The sequence below is a fragment of the Pseudomonas sp. PB120 genome, from assembly GCF_009761815.1.
Classification (GTDB): Bacteria; Pseudomonadota; Gammaproteobacteria; order Pseudomonadales; family Pseudomonadaceae; genus Aquipseudomonas.
In genome coordinates, this window is sequence record NZ_RWIN01000028.1 from 56,372 (window position 1) to 76,030 (window position 19,659).

The following is a 19,659-nucleotide window of genomic DNA, read 5'->3' on the forward strand; positions in this document are numbered from 1 at the left end:
CATGGCAACGATCAAGGATGTAGCAGCCCTCGCGGGGATTTCCTACACCACGGTGTCCCACGTGGTGAACAAGACTCGGCCTGTCAGTGAAGAAGTGCGGGTCAAGGTCGAGGCCGCCATCAAGAGCCTCGATTACGTGCCCAGTGCCGTGGCTCGCTCGTTAAAAGCCAAGACCACAGCAACCATCGGCCTGCTGGTGCCCAATAGCCTCAACCCGTACTTCGCCGAGCTGGCGCGCGGTATCGAGGATTACTGCGAGCGTAACGGCTACTGCGTCATCCTCTGCAACTCCGACGACAACCCGGACAAGCAGCGCAGCTACCTGCGCGTGTTGCTTGAGAAACGCATCGACGGGCTGATCGTTGCCTCGGCCGGTGGCGACGCCGGGCTGGTAGAAGGGCTGGCGGCCGTACGCACGCCGATGGTCATCGTCGACCGTGGGCTGGACGGCGTGAATGCCGACCTGGTGCGCATCGATCACGAATACGGCGCCTATCTGGCAACCCGGCACCTGCTGGAGCTGGGGCATCGGGACATTGCCACCATTGGCGGGCCGGCAAGTACCAGCGTGGCGCAAATGCGTCTGGCGGGTTACTGCCGCGCCTTGAAAGAGGCGGGTATCGAAGTGCCTCGCGAGCGCATGCTGGAAAGCGATTTCACCAGCACTGGCGGCTACAGTGCTGCTGCGATTTTGCTGGAAAAGAACCCGCCCAGTGCCATTTTTGCGGGCAACGACATGATCGGCATCGGTGTGCTGCGGGCGGCTGCCGAGCGCAATATTCGTGTGCCGACAGAGCTGTCGGTAATCGGTTTCGATGATATTCAGATGAGCCGTTACGTCTATCCCGCGTTGACCACGGTCGGCCAATCGATCCTGCAACTGGGGGAGATGGCGGCAGCGGTGCTTTTGCGGCGGATTGCAAAACCCGATATGGCCACCGATCAACGGATCGTGACCCCCAGTATTGTCCTGCGAGAGTCGACCGCGCCGCTGGCCGGCGTGTTCGCCCAGTTCCGCTGAAACACAAAAGCACCGCCGAAACAGAATTGATGAGTAATGATGTATGCCAGCAAAAGTAGTGGTGATAGGCAGCCTGAACATGGACCTGGTGACGCGCGCGCCAAGGTTGCCCCGTGGTGGTGAAACCCTGATCGGCGAGTCGTTTGCCACGGTCTCCGGAGGTAAGGGGGCGAATCAGGCCGTTGCCGCCGCAAGACTGGGGGCGCAGGTGTCGATGGTCGGTTGCGTCGGCAACGACGCCTATGGCGTAGAACTGCGTGACGCGTTGTTAGCCGAGCAGATCGATTGTCAGGCCGTCAGCACCGTCGAGGGCTCCAGCGGCGTGGCGTTGATTGTGGTCGACGACAACAGCCAGAACGCAATCGTGATTGTCGCCGGTGCCAATGGAGCGCTGACTTCAAAGGTGATTGATCACTTTGATTCGGTGCTGCAAGCCGCTGACGTGATCATCTGTCAGCTGGAAGTGCCGGATGCCAGCGTCGGCCACGCACTCAAGCGCGGCCGTGCGCTGGGCAAGACCGTGATCCTCAACCCGGCACCGGCCAGCCGTCCATTGCCGGCGGATTGGTACGCGTCTATCGATTATCTGATTCCCAACGAAAGCGAAGCCGCAGCCTTGAGTGGATTGCCAGTGGATTCACTGGAAACCGCCAAAACCGCCGCCACCCGGCTGATGGCAATGGGCGCCGGCAAAGTGATCATCACGCTGGGCGCCCAAGGATCGCTATTTGCCAACGGTAAAAGCTTCGATCATTTTCCGGTGCCGAAGGTAAAGGCTGTTGATACCACGGCGGCCGGCGATACGTTCGTCGGTGGATTCGCCGCGGCCCTCGCGGCCGGCAAGAGCGAAGCCGAGGCGATCCGTTTCGGCCAGGTCGCTGCAGCGCTGTCAGTCACCCGAGCTGGCGCGCAACCCTCGATTCCTACCTTGTCCGACGTACAGGCCTTTAAAACCCCATGAAAAAGACACCTTTGCTCAACGTTGCGCTGTCGCGGCTGATCGCTTCCCTTGGGCATGGCGATAAGGTCGTGATTGGCGATGCCGGTCTGCCGGTGCCGCCAGGCGTTGAGCTGATTGATCTGGCGCTGACCCACGGTATTCCCGATTTCATCAGCACCTTGAAGGTCGTGCTCAGCGAAATGCAGGTCGAGAGCCATGTGCTCGCCCAGGAAATCCTCGAGAAAAAACCGTCGGCGTTATCGACGCTGGATGAGTTGAATGCTGAAGGTGCGCTCGGTCAGCGCCAGATGCTCAGTCACGAAGAATTCAAAATCCTCAGCCGGCAGGCGCGCGCGATTGTTCGTACCGGCGAATGTCAGCCGTACTGCAACATTGTACTGGTCGCCGGCGTAACGTTTTAACCCGCTGTTGTCTTTCTGATGTTCCACGCACAAGGAGTGCGCCATGTACCGCTATGCTCAGAAATTGCACCACCTGCTCCGGAGTCTGCTGCTTTTGTCCCTGATTACTGCAACAAGCGCCCAGGCGGCGGAAAAAATCGACTTGATCATCGACACCGATCCGGGTGCCGACGATGTGGTGGCGTTGCTGTTCGCGCTGGCGTCGCCGGACGAACTGAATATTCGTGCGCTGACCACCGTCGCTGGCAATGTGCGCCTGGACAAGACTTCGCGGAATGCGCGACTGGCCCGCGAATGGGCGGGGCGCGAAGAAGTTCCTGTGTATGCGGGCGCGCCAAAACCACTGATTCGTACGCCGATCTATGCCGAAGACATTCATGGTAAAGAGGGCTTGTCCGGCATTGACGTACACGAGCCAAAGGTTGGCTTGGCTAAGGGGAATGCGGTCAATTACCTGATCGATACCTTGAAAGCGGCCAAGCCTCACAGCATCACGATCGCCATGCTCGGTCCGCAGACCAACCTGGCGCTCGCGCTGATCCAGGAGCCTGAGATCGTCCAGGGCATCAAGGAAGTGGTGATCATGGGTGGGGCGCATTTCAACGGTGGCAACATCACCCCGGTGGCGGAATTCAACCTCTTCGCTGATCCGCAGGCGGCTGAAGTGGTGTTGAAAAGTGGTGTGAAACTGACCTACCTGCCGCTGGACGTGACTCACAAGATCCTCACCAGTGAGGCACGCCTGAAGCAGATTGCGGCACTGAACAACAATGCCAGCAAGCTGGTGGGCAATATTCTCAATGAGTACATCAAGGGCGACATGGAGCACTACGGTATTCCGGGCGGCCCGGTGCATGACGCCACCGTCATCGCCTATCTGCTGAAGCCGGAACTCTTCAAGGGGCGCTCGGTTAACGTAGTGGTCGATAGCCGCGAAGGCCCGACGTTTGGTCAAACCATCGTCGATTGGTATGACGGCCTGAAGGCGCCGAAAAATGCCTTCTGGGTTGAAAGCGGTGACGCCCAAGGTTTCTTCGACTTGCTGACCGAACGTCTGGCGCGTCTGAAATAGTTCGCAGGCCCGCAGGTGCCAGCCTGCGGGCTTTTACGCCCTCTCGATTTCTTCGGTGGCTTTCGGGTTGGCCGGATACTTCTCGAATATCTGTGTGATGAACGTCTGGGCCGCTTCGGTTCCCAGTTCCTTGACTAGAATATCAATACTGATGATCGCCAACTCCTCTGCACTGCCGGGGCTGTAAGAACTATGGCCTTCTGGCCACTTGGCTTTAATGTCGGCGTCGATGCTTACAGTCGTCATGATGGCGCTCGTGCAGTCGGGAAAGTCTGGGTGTCGAGTTAACCATTTTGCGCAACGTTTGGCACTCCGACTTAGGCATCAGGGGAGGGCTATGCGACACTTGGTCTTTGACGTTTTATCAAGGATCGCGCTGTGCAGATCAATTTGAATACTCCGGATGGTCTGACCCTTGAGGCGGTGCGTCAGCTGCTGGCCAGCGCCAGCGACGATGAGCACACCCAGTTGCGCGTGACCAAGGGTGGCATTGCCTATATTTCGTCGGGTGTCGTAGGCGGAAAAGATATTGGTGGCCTTCTGTTTCGCCTTGAAACGTGGGCCAAGGGGTCAGGTTACGTAGGATTGGTCGCGGCGAGCGATGAGGTCTGGGTCATGCAGATCTTCAACGCGCTGAAAGAAAACTGGCCGACTCCGCCGTTCGACTACATTGACGTCTATTGAGCGCTGTTCATATTCAGTCACGATTGAGTGCTGAACGACAGTGAGGCACTCAGGCAAACTCGCCGCTTGTCCGCGACAAGGGCAGGGGGGTCGCACTCACCTTGAAACCAAACGCCGGATTGGCGGTCGCAAGATCTCAGCTTAACTATTGGAAAAAGGAGGCTTCATGCCTTGGAAGCTCGCGTCATTGGGTACTTTGTTCGCCGTTACACTGCTGGCCGGTTGCAGCGGTACGAGCTCGAATACGGCAGCAGACCCCGTCACGACGACTGACACTGGCCACAGCCGCTGTGATGCAAAGGCAGCCGAATTCACCATTGGCAAAGCCGCATCACCAGAATTGCTGGAGCAGGCACGTACCCGCGCAGGTGCGCAGAATGCCCGGTTCCTGCAACCGAACGACATGGTGACCCTGGAGTACCGCTCCGATCGCTTGAACCTGAACACCGATGCCAGCCGGGTGGTCACACGCGTCAACTGCGGCTGATCGTTACAGGCTTTTGTTTCACCCATAAAAAACCCCGTCACATGGACGGGGTTTTTTTAGTGCGCCTGGAAATTACTCTGGGCGAACTTGAGCAGCTTGCATACCCTTTTGGCCTTTCTCAGCCACGAAGGAAACAGTCTGGCCTTCTTTCAGGCTTTTGAAACCGTCGCTTTCGATAGCTTTGAAGTGTACGAACAGGTCGTCACCGCCACCTTGAGGAGTGATGAAGCCGAAGCCTTTTTCATCGTTGAACCATTTAACGGTGCCGGTTTGGCGATTAGACATGGTGTATCTCCAAGAAACTTATATTTTCAGTAGTACTGTGCTGCTCAGGCCAACTGGGCACACCGGGGTATCATAGTCGAAATGTTCGCTTTGGGAGCCCCCCGGACGTACTGTTTGCCCTTAAGTCACGCTTTCTTTGTTGCTTGATATGGCTGAAAGCCCCGGTTTACAAGGCTTTCGGCCGAAAGTAAAGACGATAAAAAAAGCTGTAAAACCTGCATAATTTGTACGAAAAAGCGCTTTTCATCGGCTTTGGGGGCCTTCAAAGCCTCCTCGCAGGCTTATTTTTTCGCCTTGTTATCGGCTTTGCACGCTGCAATCTGGCTGAGCGCTTTTTGCTTCAGTGCGTCACTGGCGGTGTTGTCCATCAGCGATTGAATGTCGCTGGCCGGGTACGATTTGATCGCGTCGGCGCCACAGGCGCAGTGGGCTTTGGCCGCAGCAGCACCAATCTGAGGGGTTGCCGCTTGTGTGCACTGAGCCATGTATTTGTCGCGTTCGCCTTTTGGCCAATCGGCATGGGCGGACAGTGGAAGCAACAGGGCGAGGGGTGCGACTACTGCGAACAAGGTATTCAGACGCATGCTGGGATGCTCCTTTTGGGTCGATGTCTTGTTATCTGAGGGGTAAAGCAGGGTTCAAGTTCAGCACTCTGGCATAAAAACGCCAGATTTTCCCCGGTAGAAAACCTTGGCGCGGCGACGACCGTTCATCTGTGCTAGCATGCCTCGCTCGGGCGTTTGCAAGCACCGGTTGACCTTAAGTCCCGGTAGCGGCAACCGTGCGAATAACCCTGATTTGAACCCCAGTCACTCTGGTTCGGTTTTCCGGTTGGCCGCAAGGCTCCTGCCGCTGTAAGGCAGGCGTTCGTCATTGAATGGCCTGGACCGGATCTTGTACTGGCTCATCCCAACCCACGTGACCTTTGGTAGGGGTCACCACTAGGAGAGGAGGCGCCATGCCAACTATTACTCTTCCCGACGGCAGTCAACGTTCATTCGATCACCCGGTTTCCGTAGCCGAGGTCGCCGCATCCATTGGTGCTGGCCTGGCCAAAGCCACCGTGGCCGGCAAGGTCGATGGCAAGCTGGTCGACGCCAGCGACATCATTAACAGCGATTCCACGCTGCAAATCATCACGCCAAAGGATGAAGAGGGGCTGGAGATCATTCGCCACTCTTGCGCTCACCTGGTCGGCCACGCAGTCAAGCAGCTGTACCCGACCGCTAAAATGGTGATCGGTCCGGTCATCGACGAAGGCTTCTATTACGACATCGCCTTCGAACGTCCTTTTACACCGGACGACCTGGCCGCTATCGAACAGCGCATGCAGCAGCTGATCGAAAAAGATTACGACGTGATCAAGAAAGTCACTCCGCGTGCCGAAGTGATCGAAGTGTTCAAGGCCCGTGGCGAAGACTACAAGCTGCGCCTAGTCGAGGATATGCCGAACGAGCAGGCCATGGGTCTGTACTATCACGAAGAATACGTCGACATGTGCCGCGGTCCGCACGTGCCGAACACGCGCTTCCTGAAATCCTTCAAGTTGACCAAGTTGTCCGGCGCCTACTGGCGTGGCGATGCCAAGAACGAGCAATTGCAGCGCGTTTACGGCACCGCGTGGGCTGACAAAAAGCAACTGGCGGCTTACATCCAGCGCATCGAAGAAGCTGAAAAGCGCGATCACCGCAAGATCGGCAAGCGCCTGGGCCTGTTTCACACCCAGGAAGAGTCGCCGGGCATGGTGTTCTGGCACCCGAACGGCTGGACCCTGTATCAGGTGCTCGAGCAATACATGCGCAAGGTTCAGCGCGACAACGGTTATCTGGAGATCAAGACTCCACAAGTCGTTGACCGCAGCCTGTGGGAGAAATCCGGGCACTGGGCGAACTACGCCGACAACATGTTCACCACTCAGTCGGAAAACCGCGATTACGCGATCAAGCCAATGAACTGCCCTTGCCACGTGCAAGTGTTCAATCAGGGCCTGAAAAGCTACCGCGAGCTGCCAATGCGTCTGGCCGAATTCGGTGCCTGCCACCGTAACGAGCCATCGGGTGCGTTGCACGGCATCATGCGTGTGCGTGCGTTCACCCAGGACGATGCCCACATCTTCTGTACTGAAGAGCAGATGCAGGCCGAATCCGCTGCGTTTATCAAACTGACCATGGACGTTTACGCCGACTTCGGCTTCAAAGAAGTTGAAATGAAGCTGTCCACTCGTCCGGAAAAACGCGTCGGTTCCGACGAATTGTGGGACCGAGCCGAAGCTGCATTGGCTGCAGCCCTTGATAGTGCGGGCTTGCCGTACGATCTGCAGCCGGGAGAGGGTGCGTTCTACGGTCCGAAGATCGAGTTCTCGCTAAAAGATTGCCTTGGCCGCGTCTGGCAGTGTGGTACCCTTCAGCTCGATTTTAACCTGCCTACCCGTCTGGGAGCCGAATACGTCTCCGAAGACAACAGTCGCAAGCACCCGGTAATGTTGCACCGGGCGATCCTGGGATCCTTCGAACGTTTCGTCGGAATCCTGATCGAGCACTACGAGGGTGCATTCCCTGCGTGGCTGGCTCCGACCCAGGCAGTGATCATGAACATCACTGATAAACAGGCAGATTTTGCCGCTGAGGTTGAAAAAACCCTCAACGAAAGCGGATTTCGTGCCAAGTCTGACTTGAGAAATGAAAAGATCGGCTTTAAAATCCGCGAGCATACTTTGCTCAAGGTTCCTTATCTCTTGGTTATCGGAGATCGGGAAGTCGAGATGCAGACTGTCGCTGTGCGTACTCGTGAAGGTGCTGACCTGGGCTCGATGCCCGTCGCCCAGTTCGCTGAGTTTCTCGCGCAAGCGGTTTCCCGGCGTGGTCGCCCAGATTCGGAGTAATTATTATTAAGCGTGAAATGAGACAAGATAAACGAGCTGCACCGAAAGCCCCGATCAACGAGAATATCTCGGCACGCGAGGTTCGGTTAATTGGGGCTGAGGGTGAGCAGCTTGGGATTGTGTCAATTGAAGACGCGCTTCTTAAGGCTGAAGAGGCCAAACTGGATTTGGTGGAAATTTCCGCCGATGCAGTACCCCCTGTTTGCAAGCTGATGGACTACGGCAAATCGATCTTCGAGAAGAAGAAGCAGATTGCTGCGGCCAAGAAAAACCAGAAGCAGATTCAGGTTAAAGAAATCAAGTTTCGTCCAGGGACGGAGGAAGGGGATTACCAGGTAAAACTGCGCAACCTGGTACGTTTCCTGAGTGATGGGGACAGGGCCAAGGTATCCTTGCGATTCCGCGGCCGTGAGATGGCCCACCAGGAGCTGGGGATGGAACTCCTCAAGCGAGTTGAAGGTGACTTGCTCGAGTACGGTTCGGTCGAACAGCATCCTAAGATGGAAGGACGCCAGCTGATCATGGTCATCGCCCCGAAAAAGAAGAAGTAATCAATAGGGCACGGCAGGCCTTCTGATTATGTTTATCAACTGAATGCGGAGTATCCGAACATGCCAAAAATGAAAACTAAAAGTGGTGCTGCTAAGCGGTTTCTGAAAACTGCTAACGGTATCAAGCACAAGCACGCTTTCAAGAGCCACATCCTGACTAAAATGTCGACCAAGCGTAAGCGTCAACTGCGCGGTAGCAGCTTGCTGGCACCGTGTGACGTGGCAAAAGTCGAGCGCATGCTGCGCCTTCGTTAATTTAGTCAAGAATAGAGGAAGTAACTCATGGCTCGTGTAAAGCGTGGCGTCATTGCCCGTAAACGTCACAAAAAAATTCTGAAACTTGCTAAAGGCTACTACGGCGCTCGCTCGCGCGTATTCCGTGTTGCCAAGCAAGCGGTAATCAAGGCAGGCCAATACGCCTACCGTGACCGTCGTCAGAAAAAACGTCAGTTCCGCGCTCTGTGGATCGCTCGTATCAACGCTGGTGCACGTATCAACGGTCTGTCCTACAGCCGTTTCATTGCCGGCCTGAAAAAAGCGTCCATCGAGATCGACCGTAAGGTTCTGGCTGATCTGGCAGTGAACGAAAAAGCGGCGTTTGCTGCGATTGTCGAGAAAGCTAAAGCCACCTTGGCTTAAGTACCCCCGACAGTCACCCGGCCTCACCTCTGTGGGGCCCGGTGTTAAACGTCATAAATAGGGGAAGAGCCTTCAAGCTCTTCCCCTATTTTGTATCTGGAGTCTGTACATGGAAAACCTGGACGCGCTCGTCTCTCAAGCACTAGAGGCTGTGCAAAGCGCTGAAGATATCAATGCCCTGGAGCAAATCCGGGTTCACTACCTTGGCAAAAAGGGTGAATTGACTCAGGTGATGAAGACCCTGGGGAATTTGCCGGCAGAAGAGCGTCCGCAAGTCGGCGCCCTGATCAACGTTGCCAAGGAGCGTGTCACAGAGGTTCTCAATGCTCGCAAGGCACTGTTTGAAGAGGCCGACCTGGCCGCCAAACTGTCTGCCGAGTCCATTGACGTGACCCTGCCTGGCCGCGGCCAGACCTCTGGCGGTCTGCATCCGGTTACCCGGACTCTGGAACGTATCGAGCAGTTCTTTACCCACATCGGCTACGGCATCGCCGAAGGCCCTGAGGTCGAAGACGACTATCACAACTTCGAGGCGCTCAACATCCCAGGCCATCACCCGGCCCGGTCGATGCATGACACCTTCTATTTCAATGCCAACATGTTGCTGCGCACCCATACCTCGCCGGTACAGGTCCGCACCATGGAATCGAAAAAGCCGCCTATCCGCATCGTCTGCCCAGGCCGTGTGTACCGCAGCGACTCCGATATCACCCACTCGCCGATGTTTCACCAGGTCGAAGGACTGCTGGTCGACCGCGATATCAACTTCGCCGACCTGAAAGGCACCATCGAAGAGTTCCTGCGCGTGTTCTTTGAAAAAGAACTGGCCGTGCGTTTCCGTCCTTCGTACTTCCCGTTCACCGAGCCATCCGCTGAAGTCGATATGGAATGCGTGATGTGCAGCGGTAAAGGCTGCCGTGTCTGCAAACAGACTGGCTGGCTGGAAGTCATGGGCTGCGGCATGGTTCACCCGAACGTGCTGCGCATGTCCGGAATCGACCCGGAAGAATTTTCGGGCTTTGCCTTCGGCATGGGCGTTGAGCGTCTGGCCATGCTGCGTTACGGCGTGAACGACTTGCGTCTGTTCTTCGACAACGACTTGCGGTTCCTCGCGCAATTTCGCTAGTCGTAACGAATTCTTAGGAGAGCAGGATGAAATTCAGTGAACAATGGCTGCGTGGCTGGGTTAGCCCGCAGGTAAGTCGCGACGAGCTGGTTGCTCGTCTGTCGATGGCCGGTCTTGAGGTCGATAGCGTTACCCCGGCCGCCGGCGAATTCAGCGGTGTGGTCGTGGGCGAAGTGCTGAGCACCGAGCAGCACCCGGACGCTGACAAGTTGCGCGTGTGCCAGGTCAGCAATGGCTCGGAGACTTTCCAGGTTGTGTGCGGTGCGCCGAACGTGCGCCCGGGCCTGAAGATCCCGTTTGCCATGCTCGGTGCCGAGTTGCCGGGCGACTTCAAAATCAAGAAAGCCAAGCTACGTGGCGTTGAGTCCAACGGCATGCTGTGCTCGCAAGCCGAGCTGCAAGTGGGCGAAGGCAACGATGGCTTGATGGAATTGCCGGCCGATGCGCCGGTGGGTCAGGACATTCGTGAATACCTGAGCCTGGACGACGCCAGCATCGAGGTCGACCTGACCCCGAACCGTGGCGACTGCCTGTCCCTGGCCGGTCTGGCCCGTGAAGTCGGCGCGCTTTACGCCGCCGAAGTCACGCGTCCGGTCGTTGCTACCGTTCCAGTCGTGCACGACGAAGTGCGTTCGGTTGAAGTGTTGGCGCCTGCCGCTTGCCCGCGTTACCTGGGTCGTGTGATCCGTAACGTTGACCTGTCCAAGCCTACGCCGCTGTGGATGGTTGAGCGTCTGCGTCGTGCCGACGTGCGCAGCATCGACGCTGCCGTCGACATCACCAACTACGTGATGCTGGAGCTGGGTCAACCGCTGCACGCATTCGATCTCGCCGAAATCAATGGCGGCATCCGCGTACGCATGGCGGAAGAGGGCGAGAAGCTGGTACTGCTCGACGGTCAGGAAGTCAGCCTGCGTAGCGATACACTGGTGATTGCCGACCACACCCGCGCCCTGGCCATCGCCGGCGTAATGGGTGGCGAGCACAGCGGCGTCGACACCGCGACCACCCGCGACATTTTCCTTGAAAGTGCGTTCTTCGATCAGATTGCCGTTGCTGGAAAGGCCCGTTCCTATGGCCTGCACACCGACGCCTCGCACCGCTATGAGCGTGGCGTGGACTGGCAGCTGGCCCGTGAAGCCATGGAGCGCGCCACTGGCCTGTTGCTGGAAATCACTGGCGGCGAAGCGGGTCCGGTCATCGAAACCGTCAACGAGCAATACCTGCCGAAAATTGCACCGGTCACCCTGCGTGCCCAGCGCATCACCCAGATGTTGGGTATGGAAATGGATTCGACCGAAGTCGAGCGCCTGCTCAACGGCTTGGGCCTGACCGTTTCGGCTGATGGGGCAGGGCAGTGGCGCGTTGAAGTGCCGAGCCATCGCTTCGATATCAGCCTGGAAGTTGATCTGATCGAAGAATTGGCCCGCCTGTATGGTTACAACCGTCTGCCGGTTCGCTACCCGCAAGCCCGCCTGGCGCCACAAGCCAAGGCAGAAGCGCGCAGCGATCTGCCTGAGCTGCGTCGTCTGCTGGTCGCTCGCGGCTATCAGGAAGCGATTACCTACAGCTTCATCGATCCGAAACAGTTCGAGTTGTTTAATCCGGGTGTAGAGCCGTTGCTGCTGGCGAACCCGATTTCGAACGACATGGCCGCCATGCGCTCGTCCTTGTGGCCGGGTCTGGTGAAGGCACTTCAGCACAACCTGAACCGTCAACAGGATCGCGTTCGCTTGTTCGAAAGCGGCCTGCGTTTCGTGGGTCAGCTAGAGGGCTTGAAGCAAGAGCCGATGCTGGCCGGTGTTGTGTGTGGTAGCCGTCTGCCGGAAGGCTGGGCGCAAGGCCGCGACGTCGTGGACTTCTTCGACGTGAAAGCGGACGTGGAAGCGGTGCTCGGTTTTGCCGGTGCTCTGGATTCGTTCACGTTCGTGCCGGGCAAACACCCTGCGCTGCACCCGGGTCAAACCGCGCGCATCGAGCGTGAAGGTCGTTTGGTAGGCTTCGTCGGCGCGATCCACCCTGAATTGTCGAAAACCCTCGGTCTCGACCGTCCTGTCTTCGTCTTCGAGCTGGTTTTGGCCGAAGTGGCGTTGGGTAAAATGCCTAAATTCCAAGAGTTGTCGCGTTTTCCTGAAGTGCGGCGTGACCTGGCGCTCATCGCCGAAAAAGGCGTTGCAGCCAGCGCCGTACTGGACGTAATCCGTGAAAATGCAGGGGAATGGCTGACGGACCTCAGGCTATTTGACGTGTATCAGGGTAAAGGTATTGATCCTGATAGAAAAAGCCTTGCAGTCGGCTTGACCTGGCAGCATCCATCGCGCACTCTTAATGACGATGAGGTGAATTCCACGACGCAAAATATCCTCACCTCGCTCGAACAAAGGTTGAACGCCACGTTAAGGAAGTGACGTATGGGGGCTCTGACGAAAGCTGAGATGGCGGAACGTCTGTATGAGGAGTTGGGCCTGAATAAACGGGAGGCCAAGGAATTGGTCGAACTGTTTTTTGAAGAAATCAGGCACGCTCTCGAAGACAACGAACAAGTCAAATTGTCCGGTTTCGGCAATTTCGACCTTCGGGACAAACGCCAGCGGCCTGGCCGCAATCCGAAAACGGGTGAAGAAATCCCGATCACGGCTCGCCGTGTGGTCACCTTTCGTCCAGGGCAGAAGTTGAAGGCCCGAGTTGAGGCTTATGCTGGAACCAAGTCATAACGACGAGCTACCCGTCATCCCAGGCAAACGCTACTTCACCATTGGTGAAGTCAGCGAGCTGTGTGCCGTAAAACCGCACGTGCTGCGCTATTGGGAGCAGGAGTTTCCTCAACTCAACCCCGTCAAACGCCGCGGGAACCGCCGGTATTATCAGCGACAAGACGTGCTGATGATCCGGCAGATCCGCGCGCTTCTTTATGATCAAGGGTTCACTATCGGCGGCGCACGCTTGCGTTTGTCCGGTGATGAAGCCAAAGACGACACCACTCAGTACAAGCAGATGATTCGGCAGATGATTGCTGAATTGGAAGATGTATTGGTTGTGCTCAAGAAATAAATTACTGCATTTGAATACTTCCAGTTTTCAAAAGCTTGCGATATATTCTTGAGCGTTCTTCGAAGAGAGGAACAGGTTTCACGCCTAGTCGGGGCGTAGCGCAGTCCGGTAGCGCACTAGCATGGGGTGCTAGGGGTCGAGTGTTCGAATCACTCCGTCCCGACCATATTTTTCAATGAGTTAGCCCAATCTGAAAAGATTGGGCTTTTTCATTTATGGCTTAGGGGTAAACAGAGGGGTAAACGCATTTGCCTTATGTGCACGCTCAAGCCAACAATGGATCACCTTCAGCATCACGGGAGGCCTGTTGCAATTCGAGGTGCTTGCCCGCACGTTTGCGATTGGGCTCATCACCCAAGTGTCGTTGACCTGCTGACAATCCAAGTGCCCGAACAAAGGTCACCGCCTGGCGCTTAAGGTTACCGCAGTGGGTCGTTCGAGGGTTGATGATCGGCGTACCGAGGCGAGTCGTTAGCACGTCACCTTCGACTGCTAACACCTCTTGAGTCCATTCTATCTGGGCATTGATCTCGGACAATTCGGTCGCCAAGTGCAGGTCATAGGCTCCCCACATGGTCACTGGCCGCATGCTCATAATCATCTCGAAAATTTGCTGTGCGCGCGGTTCAAGATTGCGTGTCGGCATCAAAACCATCCGAGCCGCCTGCATGGCCTCGACCTTGGCATCGATTGAAGTCTCCGGTAGATTCCGGATTTCCGCTAGTCTTCTGGCCATTTTCGACCTCGAAATCACTCTAATCAGTAATGAAGAAAGGCTCAGTGGCCGCTCGACACCTTGTCGCCTTTTCAGGCCGCAGTCCCCCCCAGCAGAGCCAAATACTTTCGCCTGCTGAGTATTCTTCAGTTTAGGCCTTAAGGGGCAAAGTGTCTGAATGTCCGAAGCACGAGGTGGTACGTCCATTGGGCATACTGCCATTTCATTCCCGCTTACCGGCCCAACGCTGGATACTGAATACTTGTTCGTAGGTCCTCCCCCAACTCATTGTGATGGGCAGAGAACGGTCGGAAGCGGACTTGGCTAAACGCTGATAGGGATACATGGATGCGGGGGTTTGCAACATTTTATCCTTTGAATGTGGTTTGCTATTGCGCGACGCAGCCGTCCGGATAGGTAATGGAGCCTATTTTGAAAAGACAGGCAGGGGAGGGCATGAGATGGACGTGGTGAAGGTTCAGCAGCAACTGCGTGATTTTGCAAGCGAACGAGATTGGGAGCAGTTCCATACCCCTAAGAACCTGGCTTCTGCTCTGGCAGTGGAGGCGGCCGAGCTGCTTGAAAATTTTCAGTGGTTAACGGATGAGCAGGCACGCTTGGTCAAGGATGATGCTGAGCGAATGCGCAGGATCGAGGAGGAAATTGCTGACGTAACCTTGTATCTATTGCGTCTTGCAGACGTTCTTTCTCTTGATCTTCAGGATGCAGTTGATCGGAAGCTGAGAATCAACGCGGATAAATACCCGGCTGATAAAGCTCGCGGAAATGCCAAAAAGTACAACGAGCTGTAAGGACATAAATTAGGTATGGACATCACTTCTCGGATTCTTGAAGAAATTGCAAAGGGTAAAGCCCGAAAGGCCAATGGCCCAATTGAGCATTGGCTGACTACTTTAGCCACTGGGTTTTGGGGTTTTGATGCTGATAAGGAAGGTATTTGGAGCGAACTGAAAGAGGGTGATGTCCTGGTCTTTCAGTCAATTCCACCGAACACCAACTTCGTCATGGGGCATAGTCCAAAAACGAAGACTTCTGGCTTTATTGGGGCTGGGATTGTTGAGCGTATTTCGAAAAAAACAGAACCTCGCTGGCTCTCTGAAGTGATCGAAGGCCAAAATTTGAGCGTCTTATCCCCCATGATGTGGCCGAATTTGGTGCATTTTTCCGATGTGCTCTGGTTGGGGAATGTGGACCAAATTCCTGCACAAGCAGTGCAGGCAATGATTGATGGATGCACGAAAGAGAAACTTGACCTAGCTATTCATATTGCACATCTGGCAAGCAATCACTTGTCCCTCAACGCTATGAAGGATGTTGGGTTTACATATGCCCCAATGGGCACTGGCGGGCGCCTGAAGAAAAATGCCGACAAGCTTGCCGGACTCTTCAAGGTTCAAGCGCAATTGGCAACTCACGTTGTCTACAGTGCAGTTGATCAACCGATTCTCACTCAGTTATCCATTAATAACTTTGATCCGTCGGCCTTTACCTATGAGGGCACGCACCAGCCCACCAAGAGTAAAGCTAAACCTCCGTCTACAGCTGAGGTGAAAGGCACATATTTGAGTAAGAGAGACTACCTGCAGGAGGCTGCTGATAATCAAAGCCTCGGCCTCGTAGGTGAGTTGCTCGTATTTGAGAGAGAAAAGCAGCGTGTGCGTATTGAGCATGGTGAAGAGTACGTAAGCCAGGTTGTGCATGTTTCGGCAACTGAAGGGGATGGTGCAGGTTATGACATACGCTCTGTGCGAGACACAGTCTCAGGGATCATCCCGTATTACCTAGAGGTTAAAACCACCTTGGGAGGTGCGAACACAGCGTTCTTCATCTCTGAGAATGAGGTGAATTTTGCGGCAACTAACCGACAGAGTTATGAGATTGTACGGGTCCACTCTCTGGATATTGGCAAGAAAAAGTACAAGGATTATAGGCTGTCCGCTAGTGAGCTATTAGGTATGCCAAAAACCCCGGTTAGCTACAGGGTGAATGTCGGCGTAGAGCCTGATCAGTGTGAGTGAGCATATGAGACTGCGCGCTTTTGGGTCTATTTCGAATTGGCCGAGGGGGACTCTGATGGATGCCAAATTCATTGACTACCCAATCTAGGAATTAATGGCTCAGTGACATTTTTCGAGCGCGGCCATTTATTCGGTTGATTTAATTCAGCATAGGAGTCGCGTCAAATCCGAGCGGACTCCTTGCCAAGGCTGGCCAAGGTTAACGGTACAAACTGCGACATCGAAGCCTTGAATCTGGTAGACCTCGTTTATCGCCTTATCGACCTGAGGGTAGATCAGCATACCTGAAAGCTTTTCGCCCTCGCGCCCCATTGAGTTAGTCAGGTAGCTCATCAACTGATAGAGATTCTCGCTGTGAACCTTCTCCGCGCCCCAATACTCGGTCATCGTCCGCTGATAGTACTTAGCATCAATAATTTTTCGCTCCGAACCTCGTTTAAGCGAAATATCCGTCCTCATCCGAGGCAGAAAAATTAAGTCCGGGTCTGTCACGCTCACCGCTTTCCAGGCAATGTGTTCACGTGTGACATCCCAATCGGGCGTCTCAAGCCTGATGAAATTAAATAGGAAGTCTTCGAATACCCGTGCCATCGCACGTTCGTCGCGGATAAAATCCCGAAACTGGTATGTCCCTGATGCAGGGTCGATTAGGGCTGACTCTTGGATAACTTTGCAGACGCTCATCAGAAATCGGTAAAAGCGGTTGTTCGAATGTAATTGAACTTGCCTGAAGGCTTGGCTCGTCAGACGCATTTCCCCGATATCAGGCAACGATTGGCACAGCACCTTTACGTGTTTCTTTAGATCACCGTGCAGGTCCGGAACTTGGGTGAGTAGCTTCAGAGTGCTTTTTAAAATCCTGTTCGGCAACGTATCTGGGCTCAACTCATCAAAGGAGCAAGCGGCACGACCATGCGCTAATAGGAAGCGACGCCCGGATCTCAATACATCTATGCGGCCACGCACACCCGCGAGATCGTCTTCACGCCCTATGTAACCTTGCTCAAGGCCACGTCTCGCGAGATGCTCGACACCCTGGCACAAAACGACGGCGAACAAGTCCACCAATTCAGTGCTGGGAACGTTCGATACATCTACGATTTCTCCAGGCTTGAGGTGGTTCCAGGCATAACAAAGCAAATAGTAAAGGTTTTGAACAGGAATCCGAGGCATATCCATTACTCAGGCTCCGAGTAACCGCTGCGCCCAATCGTCAAGTTTTGACGGATCGTCGAACCAGTACTCACGCAGCAACGGAATAATCTCCGAATGAATAACCTCTTGATACCAATCAATTTCAAGTGGGCCGCTTTGTGATGCATCCGGACAGAAGTAGCTATGCCCAATACAGAAACCCTCGCCAAGGTTTGCTTTGTCTAGGCGGATATCTTCATTCAGGGTGCAGATGTCCCGAGCAAGTCTGTCGATGGTACCTTCCATGACTCCGCGTTTCCGGAGGAACTCCTTAAATTGCAAGGTCTCGAAGCCAGGGCTAATGTCCATGAATGCAAACCGTCGCCGCAGCGCGTAGTCAACCATGGAGAGTGAGCGATCTGCTGTATTCATTAACCCGACGAGGTAGACATTCGATGGCACAAAGAATGTTTCGTCCGGGGACTCAGAATAAGTCAACGGGACTGCCCATTCCGGCCCACGCTTGTCTCCTTCCATCAGCATCATCACCTCGCCCAGAACCTTACTTAGATTGGCGCGGTTGATTTCATCGATGATGAAAACATAGTCGTTTTCAGGGTCCCCCTTTGCACGCGTGCAGAACCCGTGGAAAACGCCATCTTTGCGATGAAAGCCTGTCCCGCTAGGGCGATAGCCCTGAATGAAATCCTCGTACGAATAGGCCTGATGAAACTGCACCATGCCGATCCGATGCGGAGCTTTTGTACCCATCAATGCGTATGCCAGGCGCTTTGCCACAAACGTCTTTCCCACACCAGGTGGCCCCTGGAGGATGAGGTTCTTCTTGCGACGAAGTCGGCCTACCATATTCCTAAACACAGACTCCGGGATGAACAGCTCCGCGAGGGCGTCTTGAAAGGAGTACTGCGCAGCATCGACCGAGTACCTACTATCTAAACGCTCCTCACCCGATTCAATAAACAAGGTTCGATAGCGGTCAATCATCTCGTCCAAAGCTTCAGCCAACGAATTGAAGTCGATCCCGTCCTTAACATTGAAGGACATAGCCACCAGAGACTGACCATATTTTTCCACCGGTCGCCCAAAACGATCCAAGAAGTACTCATTGATCGTCTTGGCCGACTCCAAGTCCTTCCAATGCTTGTTCGGCTTCTCGGTCGTGCTGATGCCATATGCGAGTATCAGTACACCTGACTGCTTGAAAAACAGCAGAGCAGGGTATATCCCATTTGATGTCTTCTGATTCGGCCCCAAGAAGGATACCCAAGGTACGTGTGTTAGAGCTCCCTGCCCGAAGCTGACTTTTGTGCCGAGCTCACGATATTGCTTCGGGTAATCAGCCGTTGTCAGACTGGTTCCCTCTTGCGCCTGGCTGAGAAACTTCTCCACCATATCGCGAACAAAATTCTTCTCTACGATTTCGAAGCCAAGTTGACGAAGCAATCTGAATGCGAGCGAGCTTTCTCCCCCGGAGAAATCGTCTCGATCGTAAATTTTGCCAGACGCGTTCTTCACAGCAAGTGACAGGACCAACTTGGGCGGATAGCGACGAGCCTTATACAGAAGATCATAAGCAGTCGAGTTGGAGCGCTCCGGAATATTCCCTCGGTCAATCTCTGCCAACGCGTCCAACACATGCTCGATTTTTACGTCCTTTGTAACAGCTTCGAAGTTGGGCTGGCTCCAACGATCAACCAGGGGGTGATGGTAGAAGTCCAGGTCCCGAGTGTCATACTCCTGCTCGAGCTCCTCACGAATTCGGAGCAAAGCCTTATCGATCGACAAAGAAGACATGCTAGCAGTCTCTTTCTTGCTCACCCCACCAAACGCGAGCACAACGCTTTCCCTTTCGCCACCACTAAAAATGCGCTCGAAGTTGTCTGGAAAAAGCATATAGACGAGCATGTGACGCAACTGCCTGGATTCGCTCTCTTCAATAGATTGGAGCCATTCGCTAAACCGCCAACCGTCTGAAAGTAGCTCGGCACGGTCCTCTAGAGAAAGTCGTTTGAAGGCGAGGCAAAAATTGATGCCGAACCTAAGTTCACGCCACCGGTAGTTGTTGTATCCAGCGCCGGCACTACCAATACCGCTCAGAGTCGAATCGCCAAGCCATTCGATTGCAGTTTCCGGGAGCTGCTCGCTGGACCATTCCCACGTTTCACGAATAGCCTTACGTTTCGAATCCGCTTTAATGTTGCTTGGACACAACAACATCAACCAGTTCATCTCTGCAGCGAGTTGTCTCACTTCGGGTGGGGTCGCCTGCAACTGATCGTGGAGTTTTCTCCAGTACGTTCCTTGCCCCTCATCGGGGTTGTTGATGAAGTGGGTTTCGAGAGATTCCATTCCATCCAACGTCCAGAGTTTCCGCTCTGAAAATACCGACCCATCGCGCAAGAGAGCAGTTTCCCGCCAATGCTCGGCAGCAGCAAAAATTGGGGCAACATCCTTACCACCACAGTAGCGGCTCATGCGAACTCCTTTTGAGTCTCGGCTTTTTGAAAGGAGAGCATAAACGAACAGCCCACCTATAACGTGAGCCGGACTGTGTAAATTGCTCCTAGTGGCGCAATTCAGTTACTTCCTTC

Annotated in this window: 22 protein-coding genes and 1 tRNA gene; 17 read left to right on the forward strand and 6 right to left on the reverse strand. The window is 54.7% G+C overall.

Going from position 1 to position 19,659, the window contains the following annotated elements; all coding sequences use genetic code 11:
- Position 1: 1 nt before the first annotated feature.
- The 4 genes from EJA72_RS04300 to EJA72_RS04315 are packed head-to-tail and all read left to right on the forward strand — an operon-like array spanning position 2 to position 3,455.
- Positions 2-1,021: a LacI family DNA-binding transcriptional regulator gene (locus EJA72_RS04300; RefSeq protein WP_157710293.1), complete on the forward strand. Its 1,020-nt coding sequence runs from the start codon at positions 2-4 to the stop codon at positions 1,019-1,021.
- A gap of 43 nt (positions 1,022-1,064) precedes the next feature.
- Entirely contained in the window at positions 1,065-1,982 is a 918-nt protein-coding gene (gene rbsK / locus EJA72_RS04305; RefSeq protein WP_157710294.1) for a ribokinase, read from the forward strand.
- On the forward strand, positions 1,979-2,383 hold the full coding sequence (rbsD, locus tag EJA72_RS04310; protein ID WP_157710295.1) for a D-ribose pyranase: 405 nt from the start codon (positions 1,979-1,981) through the stop codon (positions 2,381-2,383). Before rbsK ends, rbsD begins: the two co-directional genes overlap by 4 nt.
- Before the next feature lie 43 nt (positions 2,384-2,426).
- Positions 2,427-3,455 carry a nucleoside hydrolase gene (locus EJA72_RS04315; RefSeq protein ID WP_157710296.1) on the forward strand — a complete coding sequence of 343 codons (1,029 nt, stop codon included), beginning with the start codon at positions 2,427-2,429 and terminating at the stop codon, positions 3,453-3,455.
- Positions 3,456-3,488: 33 nt separating this feature from the next.
- On the opposite strand, the gene EJA72_RS04320 is transcribed toward EJA72_RS04315, so the two are convergent.
- A complete protein-coding gene (locus tag EJA72_RS04320) occupies positions 3,489-3,701 on the reverse strand; it encodes a hypothetical protein (RefSeq protein WP_157710297.1) in 213 nt (70 codons plus the stop codon).
- Positions 3,702-3,833: 132 nt separating this feature from the next.
- Here EJA72_RS04320 and EJA72_RS04325 point away from each other — a divergent pair, with 132 nt between their 5' ends.
- A complete protein-coding gene (locus EJA72_RS04325) occupies positions 3,834-4,139 on the forward strand; it encodes a hypothetical protein (protein WP_178129046.1) in 306 nt (101 codons plus the stop codon).
- Positions 4,140-4,305: 166 nt separating this feature from the next.
- Positions 4,306-4,626 carry an I78 family peptidase inhibitor gene (locus EJA72_RS04330; RefSeq protein WP_157710298.1) on the forward strand — a complete coding sequence of 107 codons (321 nt, stop codon included), beginning with the start codon at positions 4,306-4,308 and terminating at the stop codon, positions 4,624-4,626.
- Between the two features lie 72 nt (positions 4,627-4,698).
- Here the strand turns inward: EJA72_RS04330 and EJA72_RS04335 are convergent, their stop codons facing one another.
- Both EJA72_RS04335 and EJA72_RS04340 read right to left on the reverse strand, forming a co-directional pair.
- Complete coding sequence (locus tag EJA72_RS04335; protein ID WP_003179963.1) at positions 4,699-4,911, reverse strand: cold-shock protein; 213 nt, start codon at positions 4,909-4,911, stop codon at positions 4,699-4,701.
- Positions 4,912-5,192: 281 nt separating this feature from the next.
- Entirely contained in the window at positions 5,193-5,495 is a 303-nt protein-coding gene (locus tag EJA72_RS04340; protein WP_157710299.1) for a hypothetical protein, read from the reverse strand.
- Positions 5,496-5,869: 374 nt separating this feature from the next.
- Between EJA72_RS04340 and thrS the strand changes: the two genes are divergently transcribed.
- The 9 genes from thrS to EJA72_RS04385 all read left to right on the forward strand — a co-directional run bounded on the left by thrS (position 5,870) and on the right by EJA72_RS04385 (position 13,325).
- Complete coding sequence (gene thrS, locus EJA72_RS04345; protein ID WP_157710300.1) at positions 5,870-7,792, forward strand: threonine--tRNA ligase; 1,923 nt, start codon at positions 5,870-5,872, stop codon at positions 7,790-7,792.
- The gene (gene infC / locus EJA72_RS04350) at positions 7,792-8,343 is read left to right on the forward strand and encodes a translation initiation factor IF-3 (RefSeq protein ID WP_172435341.1); all 552 of its coding nucleotides are present in this window, start codon (positions 7,792-7,794) and stop codon (positions 8,341-8,343) included. Before thrS ends, infC begins: the two co-directional genes overlap by 1 nt.
- Positions 8,344-8,403: 60 nt before the next feature.
- Positions 8,404-8,598: a 50S ribosomal protein L35 gene (gene rpmI / locus EJA72_RS04355; RefSeq protein ID WP_008145659.1), complete on the forward strand. Its 195-nt coding sequence runs from the start codon at positions 8,404-8,406 to the stop codon at positions 8,596-8,598.
- A gap of 27 nt (positions 8,599-8,625) precedes the next feature.
- The gene (rplT, locus tag EJA72_RS04360) at positions 8,626-8,982 is read left to right on the forward strand and encodes a 50S ribosomal protein L20 (RefSeq protein ID WP_007905879.1); all 357 of its coding nucleotides are present in this window, start codon (positions 8,626-8,628) and stop codon (positions 8,980-8,982) included.
- A 109-nt stretch (positions 8,983-9,091) separates the two neighbouring features.
- The gene (gene pheS, locus EJA72_RS04365; RefSeq protein WP_054596661.1) at positions 9,092-10,108 is read left to right on the forward strand and encodes a phenylalanine--tRNA ligase subunit alpha; all 1,017 of its coding nucleotides are present in this window, start codon (positions 9,092-9,094) and stop codon (positions 10,106-10,108) included.
- Positions 10,109-10,134: 26 nt separating this feature from the next.
- Positions 10,135-12,516, forward strand: a complete 2,382-nt coding sequence (gene pheT / locus EJA72_RS04370; protein WP_157710301.1) for a phenylalanine--tRNA ligase subunit beta — start codon at positions 10,135-10,137, stop codon at positions 12,514-12,516.
- 3 nt (positions 12,517-12,519) lie between these two features.
- Positions 12,520-12,822, forward strand: a complete 303-nt coding sequence (gene ihfA, locus EJA72_RS04375; protein ID WP_002553164.1) for an integration host factor subunit alpha — start codon at positions 12,520-12,522, stop codon at positions 12,820-12,822.
- Positions 12,803-13,159 carry a MerR family transcriptional regulator gene (locus EJA72_RS04380; protein WP_003179985.1) on the forward strand — a complete coding sequence of 119 codons (357 nt, stop codon included), beginning with the start codon at positions 12,803-12,805 and terminating at the stop codon, positions 13,157-13,159. Before ihfA ends, EJA72_RS04380 begins: the two co-directional genes overlap by 20 nt.
- Positions 13,160-13,248: 89 nt before the next feature.
- A tRNA-Pro gene (locus EJA72_RS04385) sits at positions 13,249-13,325 on the forward strand.
- Between the two features lie 99 nt (positions 13,326-13,424).
- On the opposite strand, the gene EJA72_RS04390 is transcribed toward EJA72_RS04385, so the two are convergent.
- Positions 13,425-13,895: a hypothetical protein gene (locus tag EJA72_RS04390; RefSeq protein WP_157710302.1), complete on the reverse strand. Its 471-nt coding sequence runs from the start codon at positions 13,893-13,895 to the stop codon at positions 13,425-13,427.
- Between the two features lie 323 nt (positions 13,896-14,218).
- On the opposite strand from EJA72_RS04390, the gene EJA72_RS04395 reads away from it, so the two are divergent.
- Complete coding sequence (locus EJA72_RS04395; RefSeq protein WP_306109988.1) at positions 14,219-14,686, forward strand: nucleotide pyrophosphohydrolase; 468 nt, start codon at positions 14,219-14,221, stop codon at positions 14,684-14,686.
- A gap of 15 nt (positions 14,687-14,701) precedes the next feature.
- Entirely contained in the window at positions 14,702-15,913 is a 1,212-nt protein-coding gene (locus tag EJA72_RS04400; RefSeq protein ID WP_157710303.1) for a DUF3883 domain-containing protein, read from the forward strand.
- Between the two features lie 144 nt (positions 15,914-16,057).
- On the opposite strand, the gene mcrC is transcribed toward EJA72_RS04400, so the two are convergent.
- Together mcrC and EJA72_RS29100 are read right to left on the reverse strand one after the other, a co-directional pair.
- Positions 16,058-17,092, reverse strand: coding sequence for a 5-methylcytosine-specific restriction endonuclease system specificity protein McrC (gene mcrC / locus EJA72_RS04405; protein ID WP_157710304.1), 1,035 nt, complete (start codon positions 17,090-17,092; stop codon positions 16,058-16,060).
- Positions 17,093-17,095: 3 nt separating this feature from the next.
- A complete protein-coding gene (locus EJA72_RS29100; RefSeq protein WP_256679627.1) occupies positions 17,096-19,543 on the reverse strand; it encodes an AAA family ATPase in 2,448 nt (815 codons plus the stop codon).
- Positions 19,544-19,659 lie beyond the last annotated feature (116 nt).